Origin of the sequence: Flagellimonas pacifica (genome assembly GCF_900215465.1) — a bacterium.
Taxonomy (GTDB): Bacteria; Bacteroidota; Bacteroidia; order Flavobacteriales; family Flavobacteriaceae; genus Flagellimonas; species Flagellimonas pacifica.
In genome coordinates this window covers 835,392-855,801 of sequence record NZ_OBEH01000002.1, presented here as the reverse complement: position 1 = coordinate 855,801, position 20,410 = coordinate 835,392, and the positions used below count along the sequence as shown (strand labels likewise).

General features: G+C 39.7%; 17 protein-coding genes. 12 read left to right on the top strand and 5 right to left on the bottom strand.

The window, feature by feature from the left end:
* The first annotated feature begins 114 nt into the window (after positions 1 to 114).
* The 4 genes from CRO15_RS09475 to CRO15_RS09460 are packed head-to-tail and all read left to right on the top strand — an operon-like array spanning position 115 to position 3,618.
* On the top strand, positions 115 to 1,311 hold the full coding sequence (locus CRO15_RS09475; RefSeq protein WP_097045547.1) for an Nramp family divalent metal transporter: 1,197 nt from the start codon (positions 115 to 117) through the stop codon (positions 1,309 to 1,311).
* Positions 1,312 to 2,055 (top strand): 5-oxoprolinase subunit PxpA, encoded by a 744-nt coding sequence (gene pxpA, locus CRO15_RS09470; RefSeq protein WP_097045546.1) that lies wholly within the window; start codon positions 1,312 to 1,314, stop codon positions 2,053 to 2,055.
* Positions 2,052 to 2,786 (top strand): 5-oxoprolinase subunit PxpB, encoded by a 735-nt coding sequence (gene pxpB, locus CRO15_RS09465; RefSeq protein WP_097045545.1) that lies wholly within the window; start codon positions 2,052 to 2,054, stop codon positions 2,784 to 2,786. The genes pxpA and pxpB overlap by 4 nt, the downstream gene beginning before the upstream one ends.
* On the top strand, positions 2,779 to 3,618 hold the full coding sequence (locus CRO15_RS09460) for a 5-oxoprolinase subunit C family protein (RefSeq protein ID WP_097045544.1): 840 nt from the start codon (positions 2,779 to 2,781) through the stop codon (positions 3,616 to 3,618). Before pxpB ends, CRO15_RS09460 begins: the two co-directional genes overlap by 8 nt.
* On the opposite strand, the gene CRO15_RS09455 is transcribed toward CRO15_RS09460, so the two are convergent.
* Complete coding sequence (locus CRO15_RS09455; RefSeq protein ID WP_097045543.1) at positions 3,613 to 4,341, bottom strand: nitroreductase family protein; 729 nt, start codon at positions 4,339 to 4,341, stop codon at positions 3,613 to 3,615. The two genes, CRO15_RS09460 and CRO15_RS09455, sit on opposite strands and share 6 nt — an antisense overlap.
* A 365-nt stretch (positions 4,342 to 4,706) precedes the next feature.
* On the opposite strand from CRO15_RS09455, the gene ilvD reads away from it, so the two are divergent.
* From ilvD to CRO15_RS09420, 7 genes are all read left to right on the top strand, one after another.
* Positions 4,707 to 6,383: a dihydroxy-acid dehydratase gene (ilvD, locus tag CRO15_RS09450; RefSeq protein WP_097045542.1), complete on the top strand. Its 1,677-nt coding sequence runs from the start codon at positions 4,707 to 4,709 to the stop codon at positions 6,381 to 6,383.
* A 69-nt stretch (positions 6,384 to 6,452) separates the two neighbouring features.
* Positions 6,453 to 8,186, top strand: a complete 1,734-nt coding sequence (gene ilvB, locus CRO15_RS09445; RefSeq protein WP_097045541.1) for a biosynthetic-type acetolactate synthase large subunit — start codon at positions 6,453 to 6,455, stop codon at positions 8,184 to 8,186.
* Between the two features lies 1 nt (position 8,187).
* On the top strand, positions 8,188 to 8,769 hold the full coding sequence (locus CRO15_RS09440) for an O-methyltransferase (protein WP_097045540.1): 582 nt from the start codon (positions 8,188 to 8,190) through the stop codon (positions 8,767 to 8,769).
* Between the two features lies 1 nt (position 8,770).
* Positions 8,771 to 9,298: an acetolactate synthase small subunit gene (gene ilvN, locus CRO15_RS09435; protein ID WP_097045539.1), complete on the top strand. Its 528-nt coding sequence runs from the start codon at positions 8,771 to 8,773 to the stop codon at positions 9,296 to 9,298.
* 27 nt (positions 9,299 to 9,325) lie between these two features.
* Complete coding sequence (gene ilvC / locus CRO15_RS09430) at positions 9,326 to 10,801, top strand: ketol-acid reductoisomerase (protein WP_097045538.1); 1,476 nt, start codon at positions 9,326 to 9,328, stop codon at positions 10,799 to 10,801.
* A gap of 28 nt (positions 10,802 to 10,829) precedes the next feature.
* Entirely contained in the window at positions 10,830 to 12,095 is a 1,266-nt protein-coding gene (gene ilvA / locus CRO15_RS09425) for a threonine ammonia-lyase IlvA (RefSeq protein WP_097045537.1), read from the top strand.
* 254 nt (positions 12,096 to 12,349) lie between these two features.
* Positions 12,350 to 13,939: an NADP-dependent glyceraldehyde-3-phosphate dehydrogenase gene (locus tag CRO15_RS09420; RefSeq protein ID WP_097045536.1), complete on the top strand. Its 1,590-nt coding sequence runs from the start codon at positions 12,350 to 12,352 to the stop codon at positions 13,937 to 13,939.
* Between the two features lie 89 nt (positions 13,940 to 14,028).
* Here CRO15_RS09420 and leuB read toward each other — a convergent pair whose 3' ends face one another.
* The 4 genes from leuB to leuC form a co-directional block, all read right to left on the bottom strand.
* Complete coding sequence (gene leuB / locus CRO15_RS09415; protein WP_097045535.1) at positions 14,029 to 15,084, bottom strand: 3-isopropylmalate dehydrogenase; 1,056 nt, start codon at positions 15,082 to 15,084, stop codon at positions 14,029 to 14,031.
* A gap of 117 nt (positions 15,085 to 15,201) precedes the next feature.
* Positions 15,202 to 16,719: an alpha-isopropylmalate synthase regulatory domain-containing protein gene (locus CRO15_RS09410; protein WP_097045534.1), complete on the bottom strand. Its 1,518-nt coding sequence runs from the start codon at positions 16,717 to 16,719 to the stop codon at positions 15,202 to 15,204.
* A 34-nt stretch (positions 16,720 to 16,753) separates the two neighbouring features.
* Positions 16,754 to 17,350, bottom strand: a complete 597-nt coding sequence (gene leuD / locus CRO15_RS09405; RefSeq protein ID WP_097045533.1) for a 3-isopropylmalate dehydratase small subunit — start codon at positions 17,348 to 17,350, stop codon at positions 16,754 to 16,756.
* A gap of 74 nt (positions 17,351 to 17,424) precedes the next feature.
* Entirely contained in the window at positions 17,425 to 18,834 is a 1,410-nt protein-coding gene (gene leuC, locus CRO15_RS09400; protein WP_097045532.1) for a 3-isopropylmalate dehydratase large subunit, read from the bottom strand.
* A 409-nt stretch (positions 18,835 to 19,243) separates the two neighbouring features.
* Between leuC and CRO15_RS09395 the strand changes: the two genes are divergently transcribed.
* Positions 19,244 to 20,356 carry a DUF2911 domain-containing protein gene (locus CRO15_RS09395; protein WP_097045531.1) on the top strand — a complete coding sequence of 371 codons (1,113 nt, stop codon included), beginning with the start codon at positions 19,244 to 19,246 and terminating at the stop codon, positions 20,354 to 20,356.
* Positions 20,357 to 20,410: the final 54 nt, after the last annotated feature.

Here is a 20,410-nt window from a genome sequence, read left to right as displayed (position 1 = left end):
GTATAAAATGTCGATGTATGACATCCCATTTTTAGACGAAATGCATTTTTTTGGATGAAATGCATTATTTGATGGAAATACTTTTAATTTGAAGCACAGAAAACAACCTTGAACATGTTTAAAAAGATTGGCCCAGGAGTTTTAGTTGCAGCGGCATTTGTAGGGCCGGGAACAATAGCGGTCTGTACCCTCGCAGGAGTTCATTTTGGATACACACTTATTTGGGCAGTTTTATTATCAATTTTGGCAACCATCATACTTCAGGAAATGGCTGGAAGAATTGGAGTTGTTTCGCAAAGCGGACTGGTTGATGTCATTAAGAAAGAACTTAAGGTAGATTGGATAAAAAAACTGGTCATTATAATAGTTTTAGGCGCAATTTTGGTGGGTAATGCTGCTTATGAGGCCGGTAATATTAGCGGTGCCACCTTAGGCCTTGAAGGTTTGTTCGGTCAAGGTGCATTATCACCATTCTATCCCTTACTAATAGGATGTTTTGCTTTTTTACTCCTATGGTTTAGCAGTTATAAGACTTTGGAAAAAGTATTTATTGGTTTGGTTGCGACCATGGGTGTTTGTTTTGTGGTCAGTGCCATTATCACAAAACCATCATGGGGTGAAATTGCAAAAGGGATGTTTGTTCCAAGTTTGCCAGAAGGAGGCCTATTAACAGTTGTTGCACTTATAGGTACTACTGTGGTACCTTATAATCTATTCTTACATGCCTCACTTGCCAAAGAAAAATGGAAGTCAAAAGATGAGCTTACCAATGTTAAATGGGATACCATAACCTCTATAGGGTTAGGCGGATTAGTTTCTGTTGCTATTTTAATTACAGCATCTGCAGCTCCAATTGAAAATATCACCAATGCCATGGATATGGCAAAAGGCTTGGAACCTTTATTTGGAAAAGCAGCTATTTATTTCATGGGAATTGGTCTTTTAGCTGCTGGAATTACCTCGGCCATTACGGCGCCTTTGGCCGCAGCTTATGTTGCCAGTAGCTGTTTTGGTTGGAATGATGATATGAAAAACCGGAAATTTAGGTTAGTGTGGTTTATAGTATTGTTTTTTGGAGTACTATCGCTATCCTTTAACTTTAAACCTATTGAGGTGATTCAATTTGCACAGGTGGCCAATGGAATACTCCTCCCGGTAATGGCAATACTATTACTTTGGATAGTGAACAAAAAGAGGGTAATGGGCACCCATAGAAATACACTTTTTCAAAATGTGCTGGGGTTTATAATTGTTGGATTCACCATTTTTTTGGGAACAAAAAGTATCCTAAAAGTAATAGGCCTGTTCTAAATGGAAAATTGGACTATCGATATCAATTGTGATGTAGGAGAGGGCATAGGCAACGAAGCAGACCTTTTTCCCCTAATAAGTTCGTGCAATATTGCCTGCGGAGGGCATGCCGGAGATATTGATAGCATTTCTGAGATAATCAAACTGGCAAAAAATCATAATGTGAAGATAGGGGCACATCCCTCATACCCAGATAGAGTGAATTTTGGCAGGGAAGTGATGAATATTTCTAATTCAGAACTTAAGCAAAGCATTATTGACCAAGTATCAACTTTTAAAAAAATCCTTGAAAAAGAGCATGGTCAGTTCCACCATATAAAAGCACATGGAGCATTGTACAACCAAATAGCTAAAGATAAAGAGTTGGCCTTGGTCTATTTGGATGCGATTAAAGAGTACAAAGACACAGTTCCAATATATGTACCCCATAAATCGATGGTTTCGGGAATAGCCAATAATTTAGGTTTTAAAATTAGGCTTGAAGCATTTGGTGATAGAAATTACAATGATGACCTAAGTTTGGTATCTCGGAAAATGGATAATTCCTTGATCCAAGAGCCCGAAAAAGTTTTGAATCATATTTTGCCAATGATCAAAGAGAACAATGTAATTTCGGTCAAGGGCAAGAGGATAGCGATACGGTTAGAAACAATATGTATTCATGGTGATACACCATCAGCATTGAAAATATTGATGTATCTTTCAAAAGAATTACCCAACCATAAGGTTCAACTAGAAAAGTGAAAAGTTACCCTATCAGTATTAAACCATATGGTCAGAACGCAGTTCTAGTGGAATGGCCCAATACCGTGGACGAATCCATATTAAAAGATATCCTTCAATTTATTGATAGTTTTAAGGAACTGAATCTGCCAGGTTGGGAAATGTCTGCAGCATACAATTCATTAACAATGGTCAATTATTACGAAGAAATTGACCACGAAGAGATTAAAAAAATAATCACCAACTGTTATTCCTCAAATAAACAATTTGAAAAAAAACCTAAGCAGTGTTTATGGCGTATTCCAGTTTGCTATAATCTTGATTTTGGAATTGACTTAGAGGAAACATGTAAGTCTTTAAAACTGTCTAAAGAAAAACTGATTGAACTACATACTTCATTTGAATATGTGGTTTATGGAATAGGTTTTTTGCCAGGATTCATGTATTTGGGAGGACTTCCCGAAGCGTTGGAAATTCCTAGGCGAAAGGAACCACGGTTATCCGTAGCCAAAGGCTCTGTAGGGCTTGCGGGGAAACAAACCGGAATCTATCCGCAAGATTCACCTGGAGGGTGGAACATTATTGGAAGCTGTCCAATCCCAATTTTTGATCCAAGTTTGAAAAAACCATGCTTTGCGAATGTTGGGGACAGAATACAATTCTATAAAATATCTCGTGCTGAGTACGATTTGCGTAAGATTGAATGTGAAGTGGGCATTTACAAACTGGAAAAAATTAGATTAAATGCTTAAGATCCTCAAATCTGGTTTTTTTGTGACCATCCAAGATTTGGGGCGTTTTGGTTATAGGGACATTGGAGTTCCTGTCTCTGGTGCCATGGATGATGTTTCTGTAAAAAATGCAAATAAACTTTTAGAGAATGAACCAAATGCCGCGGTAATGGAGATTACAATGACAGGCCCTACCTTACAATTTGATTCATCCACATACATCTGTCTATCTGGAGCTTATCTTTCCCCAACACTGAACAACAAACCCATTGAAAATTATCAGGTGATCAAAGTTGAAAAAGGAGATATCCTATCCTACGGTCGATTGGAAAATGGATTCAGAAGTTATTTGGCCATCAAGGGAGGCTTTAAAACCCCAAAAGTTTTAGGAAGTCACTCTCAATATTTCCCCATTACGCAGGAGAAGTGCCTTAAGAACGGAGATGAAATTGAATACGATGAAACCAATTCCTTTGATTCACTCCTTTCCGAAATTAAGATGGAAAACCATTTTGAACAGGATTATATAGAGGTATTCAAAGGTCCCGAGTATTCACTTTTGTCAGATAGGCAACTCGCCCAATTGTTTTCCAAAATCTTTACTGTGTCAAAGGCAAACAACCGTATGGCTTATCAACTGTCAGAACTGATAGCTGGACATAAACATTCCATGCTTACCTCAGGAACAATACCCGGAACCTTGCAGTTGACACCAGCTGGAAGATTGATTGTTTTAATGAAAGACGGGCAGACCACAGGAGGGTATCCCAGAATATTGCAACTTTCCAAGGCTTCGATCTGTATGTTGGCACAAAAAAAGTTTGGGGATTCCTTGACCTTTAAACTATTATAATCTTTTGTAAACCTCTTTAAAGGGAACCCTAAAGCGGGGACCATAAACACCTTGTTCTTCTCGGATGCCACAACCAATGACCATGTTGATTTCTGAACTACGAGGCAAACCAAGTACTTTCTTTACCCTCAAAGAGTCATGCCCCTCCATTGGACATGTGTCGTATCCTATGGCCGCCATGCTTATCATGAAGTTCTGGGCAGCTAGCGCTGCACTTTTATGTGCAACAATGCGCATATCCGATTGTCTAACTTGGCGGTAGGTTGGTTTAAAAACTCCAATAATTTGAAAAACATAATATTTCAACCACCCCAGAACACCAAGAAAGTCAGAGTAAATTGTAGGCATAAGCTTCTTATAATAATTTATAGCAAACTTTTCCGCAGTGCTGTATTCTTCTTTAGGCTTATTGCCAAAGGTTGTATTTAAAAACTCAAGGTTTGCATTTGCCCTTCTTCTCCATAAATCTTTTCTAGCAACCACAACAACCATTTGGTGGGCAGTTTTTGCAGCCTTTTGTCCCAAACAGGCATCTGCCAATTTGTTTAAAACTTCTTTTTGGGTAATATGGTAAAACTCCCAAAGTTGCAGGTTACTGCTGGTAGGCGCCAAAACAGCATTTTTAATACATTGCTCCACTTTCTGGACTTCAATTGGAGCATCTACTTTGTATATTCGAACAGAACGTCTATACCGTATTGCTTCGGTAACTTTTTTCTCCATGGGGTTAAAGATATTCAAACCAGTTTGCTGTTAAAATAATTTTTTGTACCATTGAACTGTGAAAACACAAAACCTAATTAATAGCGTGGTCATTATTATTCCAAAACTGGAATGATACAGACGCACTATTATATGAAAAAGCCTGTATCAAAAATCGATACAGGCTTTTTTTATTGAGTATAAAAGTTAAATGAATATGGTATTTTAAAATGACATAATTAATTGATAAACAGATGTATAAGTGTATTATATTTTAAATGAATTTAGAACAGTGTTAACTGTTAAAATTATTGAGATTTTGAAACATCTATCTTTGAATACTAGAGTAAATTCAAAGGAATTAGGGATTTGAAAGAAATGTATTAATGGAATTGAACAAGTATAGTAAAAATGTAACACAAGACCCTACGCAGCCGGCTGCACAAGCCATGTTATATGGAATTGGATTTAAAGACGAAGATTTTAACAAACCATTGGTTGGTATTGCCAGTACTGGATACGAGGGCAACCCTTGTAATATGCATTTAAATGATTTGGCCAAACTGGTTAAGGAAGGGGTAAACTCTAAAGAAACAGTTGGTTTAATCTTTAATACTATTGGAGTTAGTGATGGAATCTCTATGGGAACACCAGGTATGAGATTTTCTTTGCCTTCTCGAGATATCATTGCAGACTCCATGGAAACTGTTGTTCAGGGGATGTCTTACGATGCCCTTGTCACTGTTGTAGGTTGTGATAAAAACATGCCAGGAGCATTAATGGCCATGATTCGTCTAAACAGACCTGCTATCTTGATTTACGGAGGTACAATCGCTTCAGGTTGCCATAATACCAGAAAATTAGATATTGTCTCTGCTTTTGAAGCGTGGGGGGAGAAGGTGGCTGGCACCATGGAAGAAGGTGAGTTTAAAAGTATAATTAAGAAGTCTATTCCCGGAGCTGGTGCCTGTGGTGGAATGTACACGGCTAATACCATGGCATCCGCTATAGAAGCATTGGGAATGTCCTTGCCTTATAACTCTTCTAATCCGGCTATCGGTTCAGATAAGGAGAAAGAGTGTATTGCTGCAGGAAAGCAGATGCGCTATCTTTTAGAGCACAATATAAAACCGTTGGATATTGTCACAAGAAAATCCTTGGAAAATGCTATTCGTTTAGTTACAATAATGGGAGGCTCTACAAATGCTGTACTTCACTTTTTGGCTATAGCACGTGCTGCGGATATTGAATTTACCCTACAAGATTTTCAACATATAAGTGATACTACTCCATTTATTGCCGATTTAAAACCAAGTGGTAAATATTTGATGGAAGATGTGCATAGGGTAGGAGGAACACCAGCGGTTCTAAAATATCTGTTGCAAAATGGATTACTACATGGAGATTGCTTGACCGTGACTGGAAAAACATTGGCCGAAAACCTTAAAGATGTTCCAGATTTAGAAGATAACCAAGATGTGATCAGGTCTTTGGATAATCCTATAAAAGAAACAGGTCACCTACGTATGTTGTACGGTAACTTGGCCCAAAATGGTTCTGTTGCTAAGATTACTGGTAAAGAAGGACTATTATTTAAAGGAACCGCAAAGGTATTTAATAGTGAATATGATGCAAATGACGGGATAAGAACCGGTCTGGTAAAAAAAGGAGACGTAGTGGTAATCCGTTATGAAGGACCAAAAGGAGGTCCTGGAATGCCAGAAATGCTTAAACCAACAGCAGCTATAATGGGAGCTGGTTTAGGTAAAGAGGTTGCATTGATTACAGATGGTCGTTTTTCTGGAGGAACACATGGTTTTGTGGTTGGGCATATATCACCAGAAGCACAAGAAGGAGGAGTAATTGGTTTAGTTGAAGATGGTGATATTATTACCATCGATGCTGAAACAAATACTATTAATGTTAACGTATCTGATGAAGAATTAGAAGTAAGAAAGGCTGCATGGGTTCAACCTGAATTGAAATTCAAAAAGGGAGTACTGTATAAATACGCAAGATCAGTTTCATCGGCAGCTCAAGGTTGTGTTACTGATGAATTTTAGAAATAGGAAATATTTAATTATAAAATCCCTAAACTATCAATTTAGTCGAAATTGAATGGGGTGAGTCTTATGGAAACACTAAAAGAAAAAAAGACAGGAACAATTAAAAAATCCGCTATGAAAATTAGCGGGGCTGAAGCTATTATACATTGTTTGCTAGCAGAAGGAGTCGACCTTATATATGGTTATCCTGGAGGAGCAATTATGCCCGTTTATGATGAACTTTACAAGTTTCAGGATAAGTTAACGCATATTTTGGCAAGACATGAACAAGGCGCCACCCATGCTGCTCAAGGTTATGCAAGAGTAAGTGGAAAAGTTGGAGTGGCAATGGCAACTTCAGGGCCGGGTGCCACAAATTTGGTTACAGGAATTGCAGATGCTCAGATTGATTCTACGCCAATGGTATGTATTACTGGACAAGTTCCAAGACACTTATTGGGGTCGGATGCCTTTCAGGAAACTGATATTGTTGGAATTTCCACTCCGGTAACCAAATGGAATTACCAGATAACAAAGGCCAGCGAAATTCCAGAAATCATGGCAAAGGCATTCTATATTGCAAGGTCGGGAAGGCCAGGACCAGTATTGGTGGATATCACTAAGAATGCTCAATTTGATGAGTTGGACTTTGTATACGAAAAATGTACAGGGGTAAGAAGTTACAAACCTGTTCCAAAGCCGGATGTGAAGGCTATTGAGACTGCTGCTGACATGATTAACAGCGCTAAAAAACCATATATTGTTTTTGGTCAAGGTGTTATTTTAGGTGAAGCCGAAGCACAACTTAAAGCTTTGGTAGAAAAAGCGGGAATACCTGCTGCATGGACAATTTTAGGCCTTTCGGCAATGGACACTGACCACCCTCTTAATGTCGGGATGGTTGGAATGCATGGTAATTATGCTCCCAATGTGTTGACCAATGAATGTGATTTGCTCATTGCAATAGGTATGCGTTTTGATGACAGGGTTACAGGCAGTTTGGATACTTATGCCAAGCAAGCAAAAGTCATCCATTTTGAAATAGACCCTGCGGAAGTCAACAAGAATGTACCAGCAGATTTGGCTGTTTTGGGTAATGCAAAGGAGACCTTAAAACTATTGTTGCCGCTGATTAATGATAACGAGCATAAGGAGTGGAGGGCGGAATTCGATAAAAAATATGAAATCGAATATGAAGCCGTAATAAAGAATAGCTTGAAACCAACAAAGGAAGGACTTACCATGCCTGAAGTGATAGAGCAAATCAATTTAGCTTCTGGGCATAAAGCCGTAATTGTAAGTGATGTTGGCCAACACCAAATGATGGCCTGTAGATATGCTAAGTTCAAGCAAACCAAAAGTAATATTACTTCTGGTGGATTGGGAACCATGGGATTTGCACTACCAGCTGCTATTGGTGCCAAGATGGGGGCCATGGAGCGAGAAGTAGTGGCGATAATTGGAGACGGTGGTTATCAGATGACGATTCAGGAACTTGGAGTCATCTTTCAGCACAACGTTCCTGTTAAAATTGTGGTACTCAATAATGAACATTTGGGAATGGTACGTCAATGGCAAGAATTGTTCTTTGAGAGTCGTTATGCTTCAACGGTAATGACCAACCCAGATTTTGTTAAAATAGCCGAAGGCTATCATATTAAATCACGAAGAGTTGTTGAACGTTCTGAGCTTGTAGATGCGGTTAACGAGATGATAGCATCCAAAGACCCATACTTTTTGGAAGTAAGGGTAGAGAAAGAAGATAATGTGTTCCCAATGATTCCATCGGGAGCCTCTGTATCTGATATCAGATTAAAATAAGATGAATCAGGCAAATATCTTGGATGCTCCCAAAATGTATCCACAATTGCGTTGCAAGTCAGAGGAAATTGGTTTTACCATGCCTTCTGATTTGTACATTGGGACATTTTTAAAAACACTCGTAGCCTCTAAACCGGAAGGAAATTTTTTGGAGTTGGGAACGGGAATAGGTCTTTCATTGGCTTGGATGCTAGAAGGGATGGACAAAAACTCTAGCATTATTAGCATTGATAATGACCAAGAACTTATACAAATAGCAAAAGAGTTTTTCGGAGAAGAAAAAAGACTTCAATTGATTTGCGAGGATGGTGAAAAATGGTTGCCGAAGTATAATGGTAATAAATTTGATTTGATTTTTGCTGATGCCTGGCCTGGAAAGTACAGTCTTTTAGACAAAACCTTGAAATTGCTTAATGTGGGAGGGTTCTATGTAATCGATGATATGATCAAGCAACCAAATTGGCCTGAAGGTCACGAGCAAAAAGCTAATGAGCTTATTGAAATTTTAGAAACAAAGAAGGATTTTACAATCACAAAAATGGACTGGTCAACAGGAATCATAGTTGCTGTCAAAACAAAATAATATGGAAAAACAGTGGTATACCATATCGGTTTATTCAGAAAATAATGTTGGATTATTAAATAGAATATCTGGAATATTTTTAAAAAGACATATTAATATAGAGAGTTTAAATGTCTCCAAATCAGAAATAGAAGGTATTTCTAAATTCACAATTGTGGTTTTCATGACGGAGGATAGTACTAGAAAGATTGTGGGTCAAATAGAGAAACAGATTGAAGTAATAAGAGCTTTTTACCATGTAGATGATGAAACAATCTATCAGGAATCTGCATTGTTCAAAATTGCATCCGATCTTCTTTTTGATGAACGTCAAATCCAGAATATCATAAAAGAGAGCAATTCACAGATTGTTACCGTGGCTCGAGACTTTTTTGTTTTGGCCAAGACAGGGCGCAGACATGAGGTTGATGAAATGCACGATGCTTTGGAACCATATGGAATCATGCAATTTGTACGTTCAGGTAGAATTGCAGTTAGTAAAGCCAGAATGCCTATCACCGAAATATTGGAAGAATTTCAAAATCAATAAAATAATAGCACAAATCAAAAACTGAAAATGACAAATTATTTTAATACACTATCACTACGTGATAAGTTGGAACAATTGGGAAAGTGCAGGTTTATGGATGCCAGCGAATTTACGGATGGTGTAACTGCATTAAAAGGGAAAAAAATTGTAATTGTGGGATGTGGAGCTCAGGGGCTTAACCAAGGTCTTAATATGAGAGATTCTGGTTTGGACATCTCTTATGCCCTTCGTGAAGCTGCTATAAAAGAACAAAGGCAGTCCTATAAAAATGCCAAGGAGAACAATTTCACAGTAGGCACCTACGAAGAGTTGATTCCAACAGCCGATTTGGTAATCAACCTAACTCCAGATAAGCAGCACACAAATGTGGTGAGTACCGTAATGCCTTTGATGAAAAAAGGAGCTACGTTGTCCTATTCCCATGGATTCAATATTGTGGAAGAAGGTATGCAGGTACGTGAGGACTTAACGGTAATCATGGTTGCTCCCAAAAGCCCAGGTTCTGAAGTACGTGAAGAATATAAAAGAGGTTTTGGTGTGCCTACGCTTATTGCTGTGCATCCGGAAAATGACCCGGAAGGTAAAGGTTTGGAGCAAGCCAAAGCTTATGCCGCTGGTACAGGAGGGCATAAAGCAGGAGTATTGGAATCATCTTTTGTTGCAGAAGTAAAGTCCGATTTAATGGGGGAACAAACCATTTTATGTGGACTTTTACAAACAGGATCTATCCTATGTTTTGATAAAATGCTGGAAAAAGGAATAGATGCTGGATATGCTTCCAAATTGATTCAATATGGATGGGAAACCATTACAGAAGGACTAAAGCATGGTGGAATAACCAATATGATGGACAGATTGTCCAATCCGGCAAAAATTCAGGCATTTGAATTGGCTGAAGAATTGAAAGACATCATGCGTCCCTTGTTCCAAAAGCATATGGATGACATCATGAGCGGACATTTTTCTAAAACAATGATGGAAGATTGGGCCAATGGTGACAAAAACCTTTTGGATTGGAGATCAGCTACTGGTGAAACTGCTTTTGAAAAGACTCCGGCCGGAAGTGACGAGATTTCTGAACAAGAATTCTACGATAATGGTGTATTGATGGTGGCTATGGTAAAATCAGGTGTTGAGTTGGCCTATGAGACCATGACCGAATCAGGAATCATTGGGGAATCTGCTTACTACGAATCTTTGCATGAAACACCATTGATTGCAAATACCATTGCTAGAAAGAAACTTTTTGAAATGAACCGTGTGATTTCAGATACGGCAGAATACGGTTGTTATTTGTTTGACCATGCATGTAAACCTTTGTTAACGGATTTCATGAAAACAGTGGATACTGACATTATTGGAAAGCATTATGGCGAAGGAGGAGATAATGGTGTGGACAATGTAAAACTTATTGCAATAAACAAGGCATTGCGCGAGCACCCTGTTGAAGTTGTTGGAGCAAGGTTACGTGAGTCCATGACTGCCATGAAACCAATTGTATAAAAGAGGTAAACACCGCTGATAGTACCTTATGAAAGGGACAGCGATAACATATTTTCCAGAAATAGCGGATATTTATAAGGCTGCAGAGACTATTAAACTAATAGCCGACCAAACACCGATGCAGCAAAATATCCGCTATTCTAAGCAATACGGAGCCAACATTTTTTTAAAAAGAGAAGATTTGCACCGTGTCCGTAGCTATAAAATTCGCGGAGCGTTCAATAAAATCAGTTCGCTTGCCAAGGAAGAACTGCAAAAAGGAGTAATCTGTGCCAGTGCTGGCAACCATGCTCAAGGTGTAGCCTTTGCATGCAACCATTTAAAGGTACAGGGCACTATTTATATGCCCGTGGTGACACCTAGACAAAAGATAGACCAAACTAAAATGTTTGGAGGGGATTGGGTGCAGATAATCTTGGAAGGCGATACATTTGATGATTCCCAAAAAGCTGCGGAAATACATTGCAAACAGGAGGAGAAGACCTTTGTCCATCCTTTTGATGACCCCAAAACCATTGAAGGTCAGGCAACGATTGGTTTGGAGTTGTTAGAACAGGCAAAAGACTCAATTGATTACATCTTTGTTGCAGTAGGAGGAGGAGGTTTGGCTTCTGGACTTTGCGCCACTTTCAAGGCTTTGTCACCAAAGACAAAAATTATAGGTGTTGAGCCTGCTGGAGCACCCTCCATGAAAACTTCCATTGAAAAAGGAGAGTTAGTGCAGCTTTCACAAATTGATAAGTTCATTGATGGAGCTGCCGTGCAGAAAGTTGGAAAATACACCTTTCCCATCTGTAGGGATAACCTGCACAAAATGGTGACCGTTCCCGAAGGAAAGGTATGTCAAACTATTTTAGAGCTGTATAATAGAGATGCTATTGTTGTGGAACCTGCCGGTGCATTGACTACAGCTACGTTGGATGATTTTGCGGAGGAAATAAAAGGGAAAAATATAGTCTGTATAGTTAGCGGGAGCAATAACGATATTACTAGAACTGCTGAAATCAAAGAACGTGCTTTGCTATATGGCAATCTAAAGCACTATTTTATTATCCGTTTCCCACAGCGCCCTGGGGCCTTAAAAGAATTTGTGGCCGATATTTTGGGTCCAAACGACGATATCACCCATTTTGAATATTCCAAAAAATCAAGCAGGGAAAATGCACCTGCAGTGGTAGGAATAGAACTAAAATCTTCCAAAGACTTGGAACCTCTTATCCAGAGAATGAAAACAAACAACTTCTATGGGGACTATTTAAACGATAAACCTGATCTCTTTCAATATTTGGTTTGATTTTTTATTGTTTGAGGGTAAGATTTGTTCTGCTTTTTAATATTTTTTACGGGTATTTTAAATGCTTTTTCTTTTTTGAAGAAGAAACCTTGGTGCTACCCATATCACAAATTCACTAACATTTTTTATAAAGGCCCTACTAAAACGTTTGCGTTGGTAAACCTTTGAAAATAAAGGGTTTTTCAAGCTTTTTTGTGTTAGTTTTGCTGTTTAATATCGGCTTTGATAAAATATCAATCCAAAAAAATAGGCTCATGCAAAAGACAATTACCATACCAGAAGAGTTTCAAGTAAAAGAGCGAATCCACCAAACCACTTATTTGGTTGATGGGGAACTTCGCGAATGGAAAGGAAAGAATTCCGAAGTAATTTCTACCATATCATCAACTGATACTTATGCGCATACCGTACTGGGAAGTATTCCAGATATGGGTGAGCCAGAAGCTATGGAGGCATTGGATGCCGCCACTCACGCTTATGCTCAAGGACAAGGGGTTTGGCCCACCATGAAAGTAAAGGACCGTATTGAATGTATGGAATCTTTCGTTAAAAAAATGGAGGGGAAACGGGAAGAAGTGGTCAAATTATTGATGTGGGAGATTGGAAAGTCATTACCAGACTCTAGAAAGGAATTTGACCGTACCGTTGAATATATTTACGATACCATTGAGGATTATAAGCAATTGGATCGTGATTCTGCCAAATTCCAGAAGCATGATGGGGTTTATGCCCATATAAGAAGAGGGCCTTTAGGTGTGGTGCTTTGCTTGGGGCCCTATAATTACCCATTGAATGAGACTTTTGCTTTGCTGATTCCTGCATTGATTATGGGGAACACGGCCATTTTTAAACCGGCAAAACACGGTGTACTATTAATTACTCCACTTTTAGAGGCGTTTCAGAGCAGTTTTCCCAAAGGAGTGGTAAATATATTGTTTGGACGAGGGAGGGCCGTGGCTGCACCCATCATGAAAACTGGTAGGGTAGATGTGTTGGCATTAATTGGAAACAGTAAATCTGCCAATGCTTTACAGGACCAGCATCCAAAAAGTAATAGATTAAGATTGGTTTTAGGGTTAGAAGCTAAAAATCCTGCAATTATTCTTCCTGATGCAGATTTGGATTTGACCATCAAGGAATGTATTTCGGGAACATTGTCCTTCAACGGACAGCGTTGCACTGCACTTAAAGTCATTTATGTGCATGAGGATGTCAAGGACGAGTTCCTGAAACGATTCTCGGCAGTGGTTGATACTTTAAAATTTGGTAACCCATGGGATGAAAGTGCCCAGTTGACCCCGCTTCCTGAACCTGGAAAACCGGCGTACATTCAAGAATTGTTGGATGATGCCAAAGAAAAGGGAGCTAAAGTGTATAACAAAAAAGGAGGGGAGCCATCTGATAATTTCATCTGGCCAGCGGTGTTGTATCCCGTATCTAAAGATATGAGGGTTTACCAAGAGGAGCAATTTGGACCTGTAATACCTGTAGTTTCATTTAAAGATATTGAAGAACCATTGGATGATATGGCAGCATCCAATTACGGACAACAGGTGAGCTTGTTTGGTAAGGATGTGTATACCTTATCCCCACTTATTGATACGCTTGCAAATTTGGTATGCAGGGTAAACCTGAACAGTTCTTGCCAACGTGGACCAGATGTGTATCCATTTACGGGTAGAAAAGACTCCGCCCAATCCACTTTGAGTGTGCATGATGCTTTACGATCATTTTCTATACGGACTTTTGTAGCCTTTAAGGACAATGATTTGAACAATGAAACCATTGAACAGTTGTTAGAAGCCAAAGTGAGCAATTTTTTGGGCACGGATTATATTTTGTAGCTTTTTTGATAAGTTCAAACTAGTGCTGTTTACTAGATAGAAAAATGGCCTCCATTGGAGGCCATTTTTCTTACTATATTTAAATGAAATTAGATGTTGACTGCCAACCAATCACCAACCTCACTGGTTTTGTAAGCTTTGCTTCCTTCGGAAAGGTCTTCGGTGACCACACCTTCGGCAAGTGATTTGTTTACCACTGCCCTAATGGCTTCAGCTTCTTCTTTTAAGTTGAAATCTTCAAATAACATTGCCGCAGACAATACGGTTGCCAGAGGATTGGCAATGTCCTTTCCAGCTGCTTGAGGGTATGATCCATGGATAGGTTCATACAAAGAAACATCACTACCAAGAGAAGAAGATGGCATCAATCCCATGGAGCCCGATATAACGGAAGCTTCATCAGTTAAAATATCACCGAAAAGATTAGCGGTAATAATAACATCATATCCTTTGGGCCATTGAATCAATCTCATGGCAACGGCATCAACAAATTCGTACGATACTTCCACATCTGGGTATTCCTTTTCCATAGCCTGTACGGTCTCACGCCAAAGTCGTGAAGCCTCCAAGACATTGGCTTTGTCCACACAGCACAATTTCTTACCTCGCTTTAGGGCCATTTCAAATCCTTTGCGGGCCAAACGCTCAATTTCAAAGCGTTGGTAGGTCATGGTGTCAAATGCGGTGTTCCCGTTATCTTTTCTTCCGCGTTCACCAAAATACACGCCTCCGGTTAGCTCACGCAGAATAATTAGATCAGTACCTTCAATACGTTCTCTTTTTAAAGGTGATTTGTCCACCAATGATGGAAAGGTAAAGGTTGGGCGCACATTGGCAAAAAGACCCAGTTTTTGGCGCATTTTCAGCAGACCTTGTTCTGGACGTACCTTGGCAGATGGATCATTGTCAAAACGTGGGTGACCGATAGCGCCAAACAATACGGCATCAGCTTTGGCGCAAACTTCGTGTGTTTCGTCCGGGTAAGGCTCTCCAACGGCATCAATGGCGGCAGCGCCTGTCAAGGCAGGTGTCCAATTAATTTCATGGTTGAACTTTTTTGCAACTGCGTCAGATACTTTTACGGCTTGATCTATTACTTCTGGTCCAATTCCGTCTCCGGCTAAAAGGGCTATATTTAATTTCATTATTCAGTGGTCAATTATCAGTTATCAATTATAAGTTGTTGTGTGCGCAGGATGAAAGGTTAAGGTGAATGGGGTTTGTTGGTTGCTCATTGTTTATTGGTCATTGCACATTGAATTTTAAACAAGGTTGAGCATTTTTTCGGTTGCTTTTATGGCAGATACGGTCTGATCTGAATCCAGTCCTCGGGTAGTAAAATCCTTGTCCTTGGTCTGCCAAGTGATTATGGTCTCACAAAGGGCATCAGAATTACTTCCCGGAGGGATTCGCACCGCATAATCTACCAATTTGGGCAATTCCCTGTTCTCTTTTTGATATACTTTTCGCAATGCGTTGATAAAGGCATCAAACTGTCCATCACCTTGGGCATTCTCTTCATATGATTTTCCATCAATCTCAATGGAAAGGGTAGTGGAGGGCTTTAATCCTTTGGAATGGGTGAGCACATAAGATTTCACAAATACACGTTGTTGGTACAGTTCGCTATCCAATACATCAGAAATGATATACGGAAGATCCTCTTTGGTGACCCTTTCCTTTTTATCTCCAAGTTCGATGATACGCTCTGTTACTTTTTTAAGCTCTTCGTCATTCAGGGTCAGTCCCAACTCCTGAAGATTCTTTTGGATATTGGCCTTACCTGAGGTTTTACCTAGAGCATATTTGCGTTTTCTGCCAAAACGCTCGGGTAATAAGTCGTTGAAGTAAAGATTCTTCTTGCTATCTCCATCTGCATGTATTCCAGCAGTTTGTGTAAAAACATTATCTCCTACAATTGGTTTATTGGCGGGAATACCAAAACCGGTAAAGGCAGAGACCAATTTGCTCACCTTAAAGAGTGAAGATTCCTTGACGCCAATAGAAATTTCTGGTAAAAAATCATTTATTACGGCAACTACACTGGCCAAAGGTGCGTTCCCCGCACGTTCTCCCATACCGTTTATGGTTAGATGAAGTCCGTGGATTCCTGCCTTTAGTGCTTCCATGACATTGGCAACGCTTAGGTCGTAGTCATTATGCCCATGAAAATCGAAATGGGCATCGGGATACCGTTCAACAATCTGGTGCAGAAACTCAAAAGTTTCCTGATGGGTCAATACACCAAGTGTATCTGGCAATAAAATGCGTTTTACGGGCAAAGTGACCAGGAAATCCAAGTATTGGAACACGTATTCCGGTGAATTTCGCATGCCATTGCTCCAATCCTCCAGATAAACATTGGTGGAAATCCCCAAAGCCGATGCTTTTGTCACCACGGTTTCAATATCTTTAAAATGTTGCTCAGGAGTTTTTTTGAGTTGATGAGTCAAATGGTTTAACGAACCCTTGGTCAACAAGTTTTGCACTTTGGCACCTGCCTGCTCCATCCAATCGAGCGAAACTCCACCATCTACAAAGGTCAATACCTCAACATTGGAAATAAAACCTTCGGTTTCTGCCCAATCCGTAATATTTTTAACCGCTTCAAATTCCCCATCAGACACTCTAGCCGAGGCTACTTCAATGCGATCTACCTTCAATTCCTCCAACAGCAATTTGGCCAAAGTGAGCTTTTCCGAAGCGGAGAATGACACTCCGGAGGTCTGTTCACCATCCCTAAGGGTGGTATCCATGATTTCAACAGTCCTTTTTTTCATTTTCAAATGGCTGGGTTGAGAGGCTTGAATGGTTTTATAAAGGGGTGTTCTGTGCGAATTCTTCAATATTGTTTTTGATGTTCAACAGATAGTCAATATCATCAAATCCATTGAGCATGTTCTCTTTTTTGTAATCATTGATAGCAAAGCTTTCACTTTCTCCTGATTCCAAAATGGTAATGGTCTGCTCCGGAAGGTTAATTTCCAATTCGGTTTCTGGGTTACTTTCAATAGCCTTAAAGATTTTATCCAAAAACTCTGGGCTTACTTGTACTGGAAGAACACCTATGTTCAAACAATTGTTTCTGAAGATGTCAGCAAAGAAACTGGAAACCACACATCGAAAACCATAATCATAAACTGCCCAGGCTGCATGTTCACGAGAGGAACCGGAACCAAAGTTTTTACCACCAACCAATATTTTACCACTATAAATGGGATTGTTGAGCACAAAGTGTTCTTTTGGGGTATCATCTGAGTTGTACCTCCAGTCACGGAACAAGTTATCACCAAAACCTTTACGCTCTGTAGCTTTTAAGAATCTAGCGGGTATGATCTGATCGGTATCCACATTTTCAATAGGTAATGGAACCGCTGAACTTTTTAGTATGTTGAATTTATCGTATGCCATGTTATTCAGTTTTAAGTTATCAGTTATCAGCGGTCAGTTTTCTGAGCTCTGATAGCTGAAATCTGTTTAAAAAATTATGCGAGAACTTCTTCCATTAATTCCCTGGGATCGGTTACTTTTCCGGTTACCGCAGCGGCAGCAGCTACCAAAGGACTTGCCAATAGGGTACGGGATCCAGGACCTTGTCTTCCTTCAAAGTTTCGGTTAGAGGTGCTTACAGCGTATTTTCCTGCAGGAATCTTATCATCGTTCATGGCCAAGCATGCAGAGCATCCAGGCTCCCTCAATTCAAAACCAGCGGTGTTCAGAATGTCCAAAATACCTTCTTCTTTAATGGCTTCTTCCACGCGATGTGAGCCAGGAACCAACCATGCGGTAACATTATCGGCTTTTTTTCTTCCTTTTATTATCGAAGCAAATGCCCTGAAATCTTCAATCCTACCATTGGTACAACTACCCAAGAATACAAAGTCAATTGGCTTTCCGATCATGGCATCACCTTCTGCAAAAGCCATATAGTTTAATGATTTTTTATAGGTGGCCATACCTCCTTCAACTGCTTCTGCCATTGGAATATCATTGCTGATACCCATACCCATGCCCGGATTGGTTCCGTAGGTGATCATAGGCTCAATTTCGGAAGCATCAAAATTGATTTCTTTATCAAAAGTGGCATCATCATCAGAATATAATGTCTGCCAGTATTCCGTGGCTTTATTCCAATCGGCACCTTTAGGTGCATATTCTTTCCCTTCTACGTAGTCAAATGTTTTTTCATCCGGAGCGATCATACCACCACGGGCACCCATTTCAATACTCAGGTTACACACGGTCATTCGGCCTTCCATAGACATATCTCTAAAAACGTCACCGGCATATTCCACAAAATAGCCTGTGGCTCCTGATGTTGTTAATTTGGAAATGATAAAAAGCGCAACGTCTTTTGGAGTAACTGCTTTGTTCAGCTTCCCATTAACATTGATACGCATGCTTTTTGGTTTTGGCTGCATGATGCATTGGGTGGATAGCACCATTTCTACCTCACTGGTCCCAATTCCGAAAGCTATGGCTCCAAAAGCTCCATGAGTGGAAGTATGAGAATCTCCACAAACAATAGTTGCCCCGGGAACCGTTATCCCATTCTCAGGTCCAATTACATGTACAATTCCATTTTTCTCATGCCCAAGACCCCAATAGGGAATGTTATGGGCTTTGGAATTTTCTTCCAGTGCTTTTAATTGGTTGGCAGAAAGCTTATCCTTAACAGGCAAATGTTGGTTACGTGTAGGTGTGTTGTGATCCGCAGTCGCAAAAGTGCGCTCAGGATACAACACTTTTATATCTCTATTTTTTAAACCCAGAAAAGCTACCGGACTTGTTACTTCGTGCACTAAATGTCTATCAATAAAAAGTACATCGGGACCATTCTCTATTTGTTGCACCACATGCGAATCCCAAACCTTATCAAATAGTGTTTTACTCATCGTTACGTTCAATAATTTATAAGCTGGTAAATTTAAAGTATGAAATAAAAACTGTGGCCATCTTAAGGTAAAAATTACGATGTTCAAGACATGTTTTTCAACTAACCAAAAGCTGGCTTTCTATTAAAAATAAGTTTAACCTAAAAACTAATTCGTTTCTTGGAAACATCAAAAACCTTAAGATTGCCTTAATGGGTCATTTTTGAGAATCCTAAAATGTGCCAATAATACCAATAAATGCACTCACCTGTTTTTAAGTGTTGGTTCCTAGTTAATTAAGGTCGTTCAGGGATGTTTTAACGCACTTCATTTTATTTTAACATTGCTGTAACGGAATTAAAGCAACACGCTGACTACTTTAGAGGGAACGACCTAAAAGTTTATTCATTAACTCATCTAAAACGAACAAATGAAAAAAAGTTACTCGGCCATTTCGGCCATGATTTTAATTGCGATTTTTTGTATTTCCAACAGCACGTTTGCACAACTTACTTTCTTGCCCCAAGGTAGTCAGAAGGCAAAAGTTTCCCAGCGAATTGGAACTACAGACGTTTCCGTTATTTACTCTAGACCCAGTGTAAATGAAAGAGAAATATGGGGTGCTTTGGTGCCATATGGCATGAACAATCTTGGATTTGGTACGGCCAAAGAATCTCCATGGAGAGCTGGTGCGAATGAGAACACGATGTTTAAAACTTCTCATGACCTAACTATTGGTGGTAAAACATTGCCAGCTGGAAAATACGGACTGCATATGATCGTGAATGAAGATAACACTGCAACCGTGATTTTTTCAAAGAACCATGGTGCGTGGGGAAGTTATTTTTATGAGCCTAGTGAGGATGCTTTGCGTGTAGATGTGGAAACGAAGGAGATTGGTCATGTGGAACAGCTTTTGTTTACTTTTAACGACGTTGATGCCACTTCTGCTGTAGTTGCATTAAACTGGGAAAAAAAGCAGATTCCATTTAAAGTTGAAGTTGATGTAACCAATAATGTATTGGCAGAAATTCGTCAAAAACTACAGACCAATCCTGGATTTAATCGTCAGACCTGGGAGCAGGCGGCAAACTTTGCCTTGAATAATGGAGGTGATCTGGACGAAGCTCTTGGTTGGATTGATGCCGCAATTGCTGGACAATTCTTTAGCCAAAAGAACTTCAACAACCTGAGCATAAAATCCCAGATTTTGGCAAAACAGGGGAAAACTACTGAAGCAGAAGCTTTGATGGAAGAAGCATTGCCCCTAGGAACCGTTTTCCAAGTACACGGTTATGGCAGACAACTTATTGGGCAAGGAAAAGTCTCTAAAGCCTTGGAAATCTTTAAGTGGAACGCCAAAAACCATAAAGGTACATGGCCCGTGCATTATGGTTTGGCCAGAGGTTACTCTGCACTAGGTGATAATAAATCCACCGTAAAACATTTAAAGATTGCCATGGAGAATGCTCCAGCCCAAGTAAATAAAGATAGGGTGGCGGCTAACTTGGCGAAGGCCGAAAAAGGAGAAGCAATCAATTAACCAATACTAATACCAGAAGTTTTGGAGGCCCGGTTTTTACCGGGCTTCTTGTTT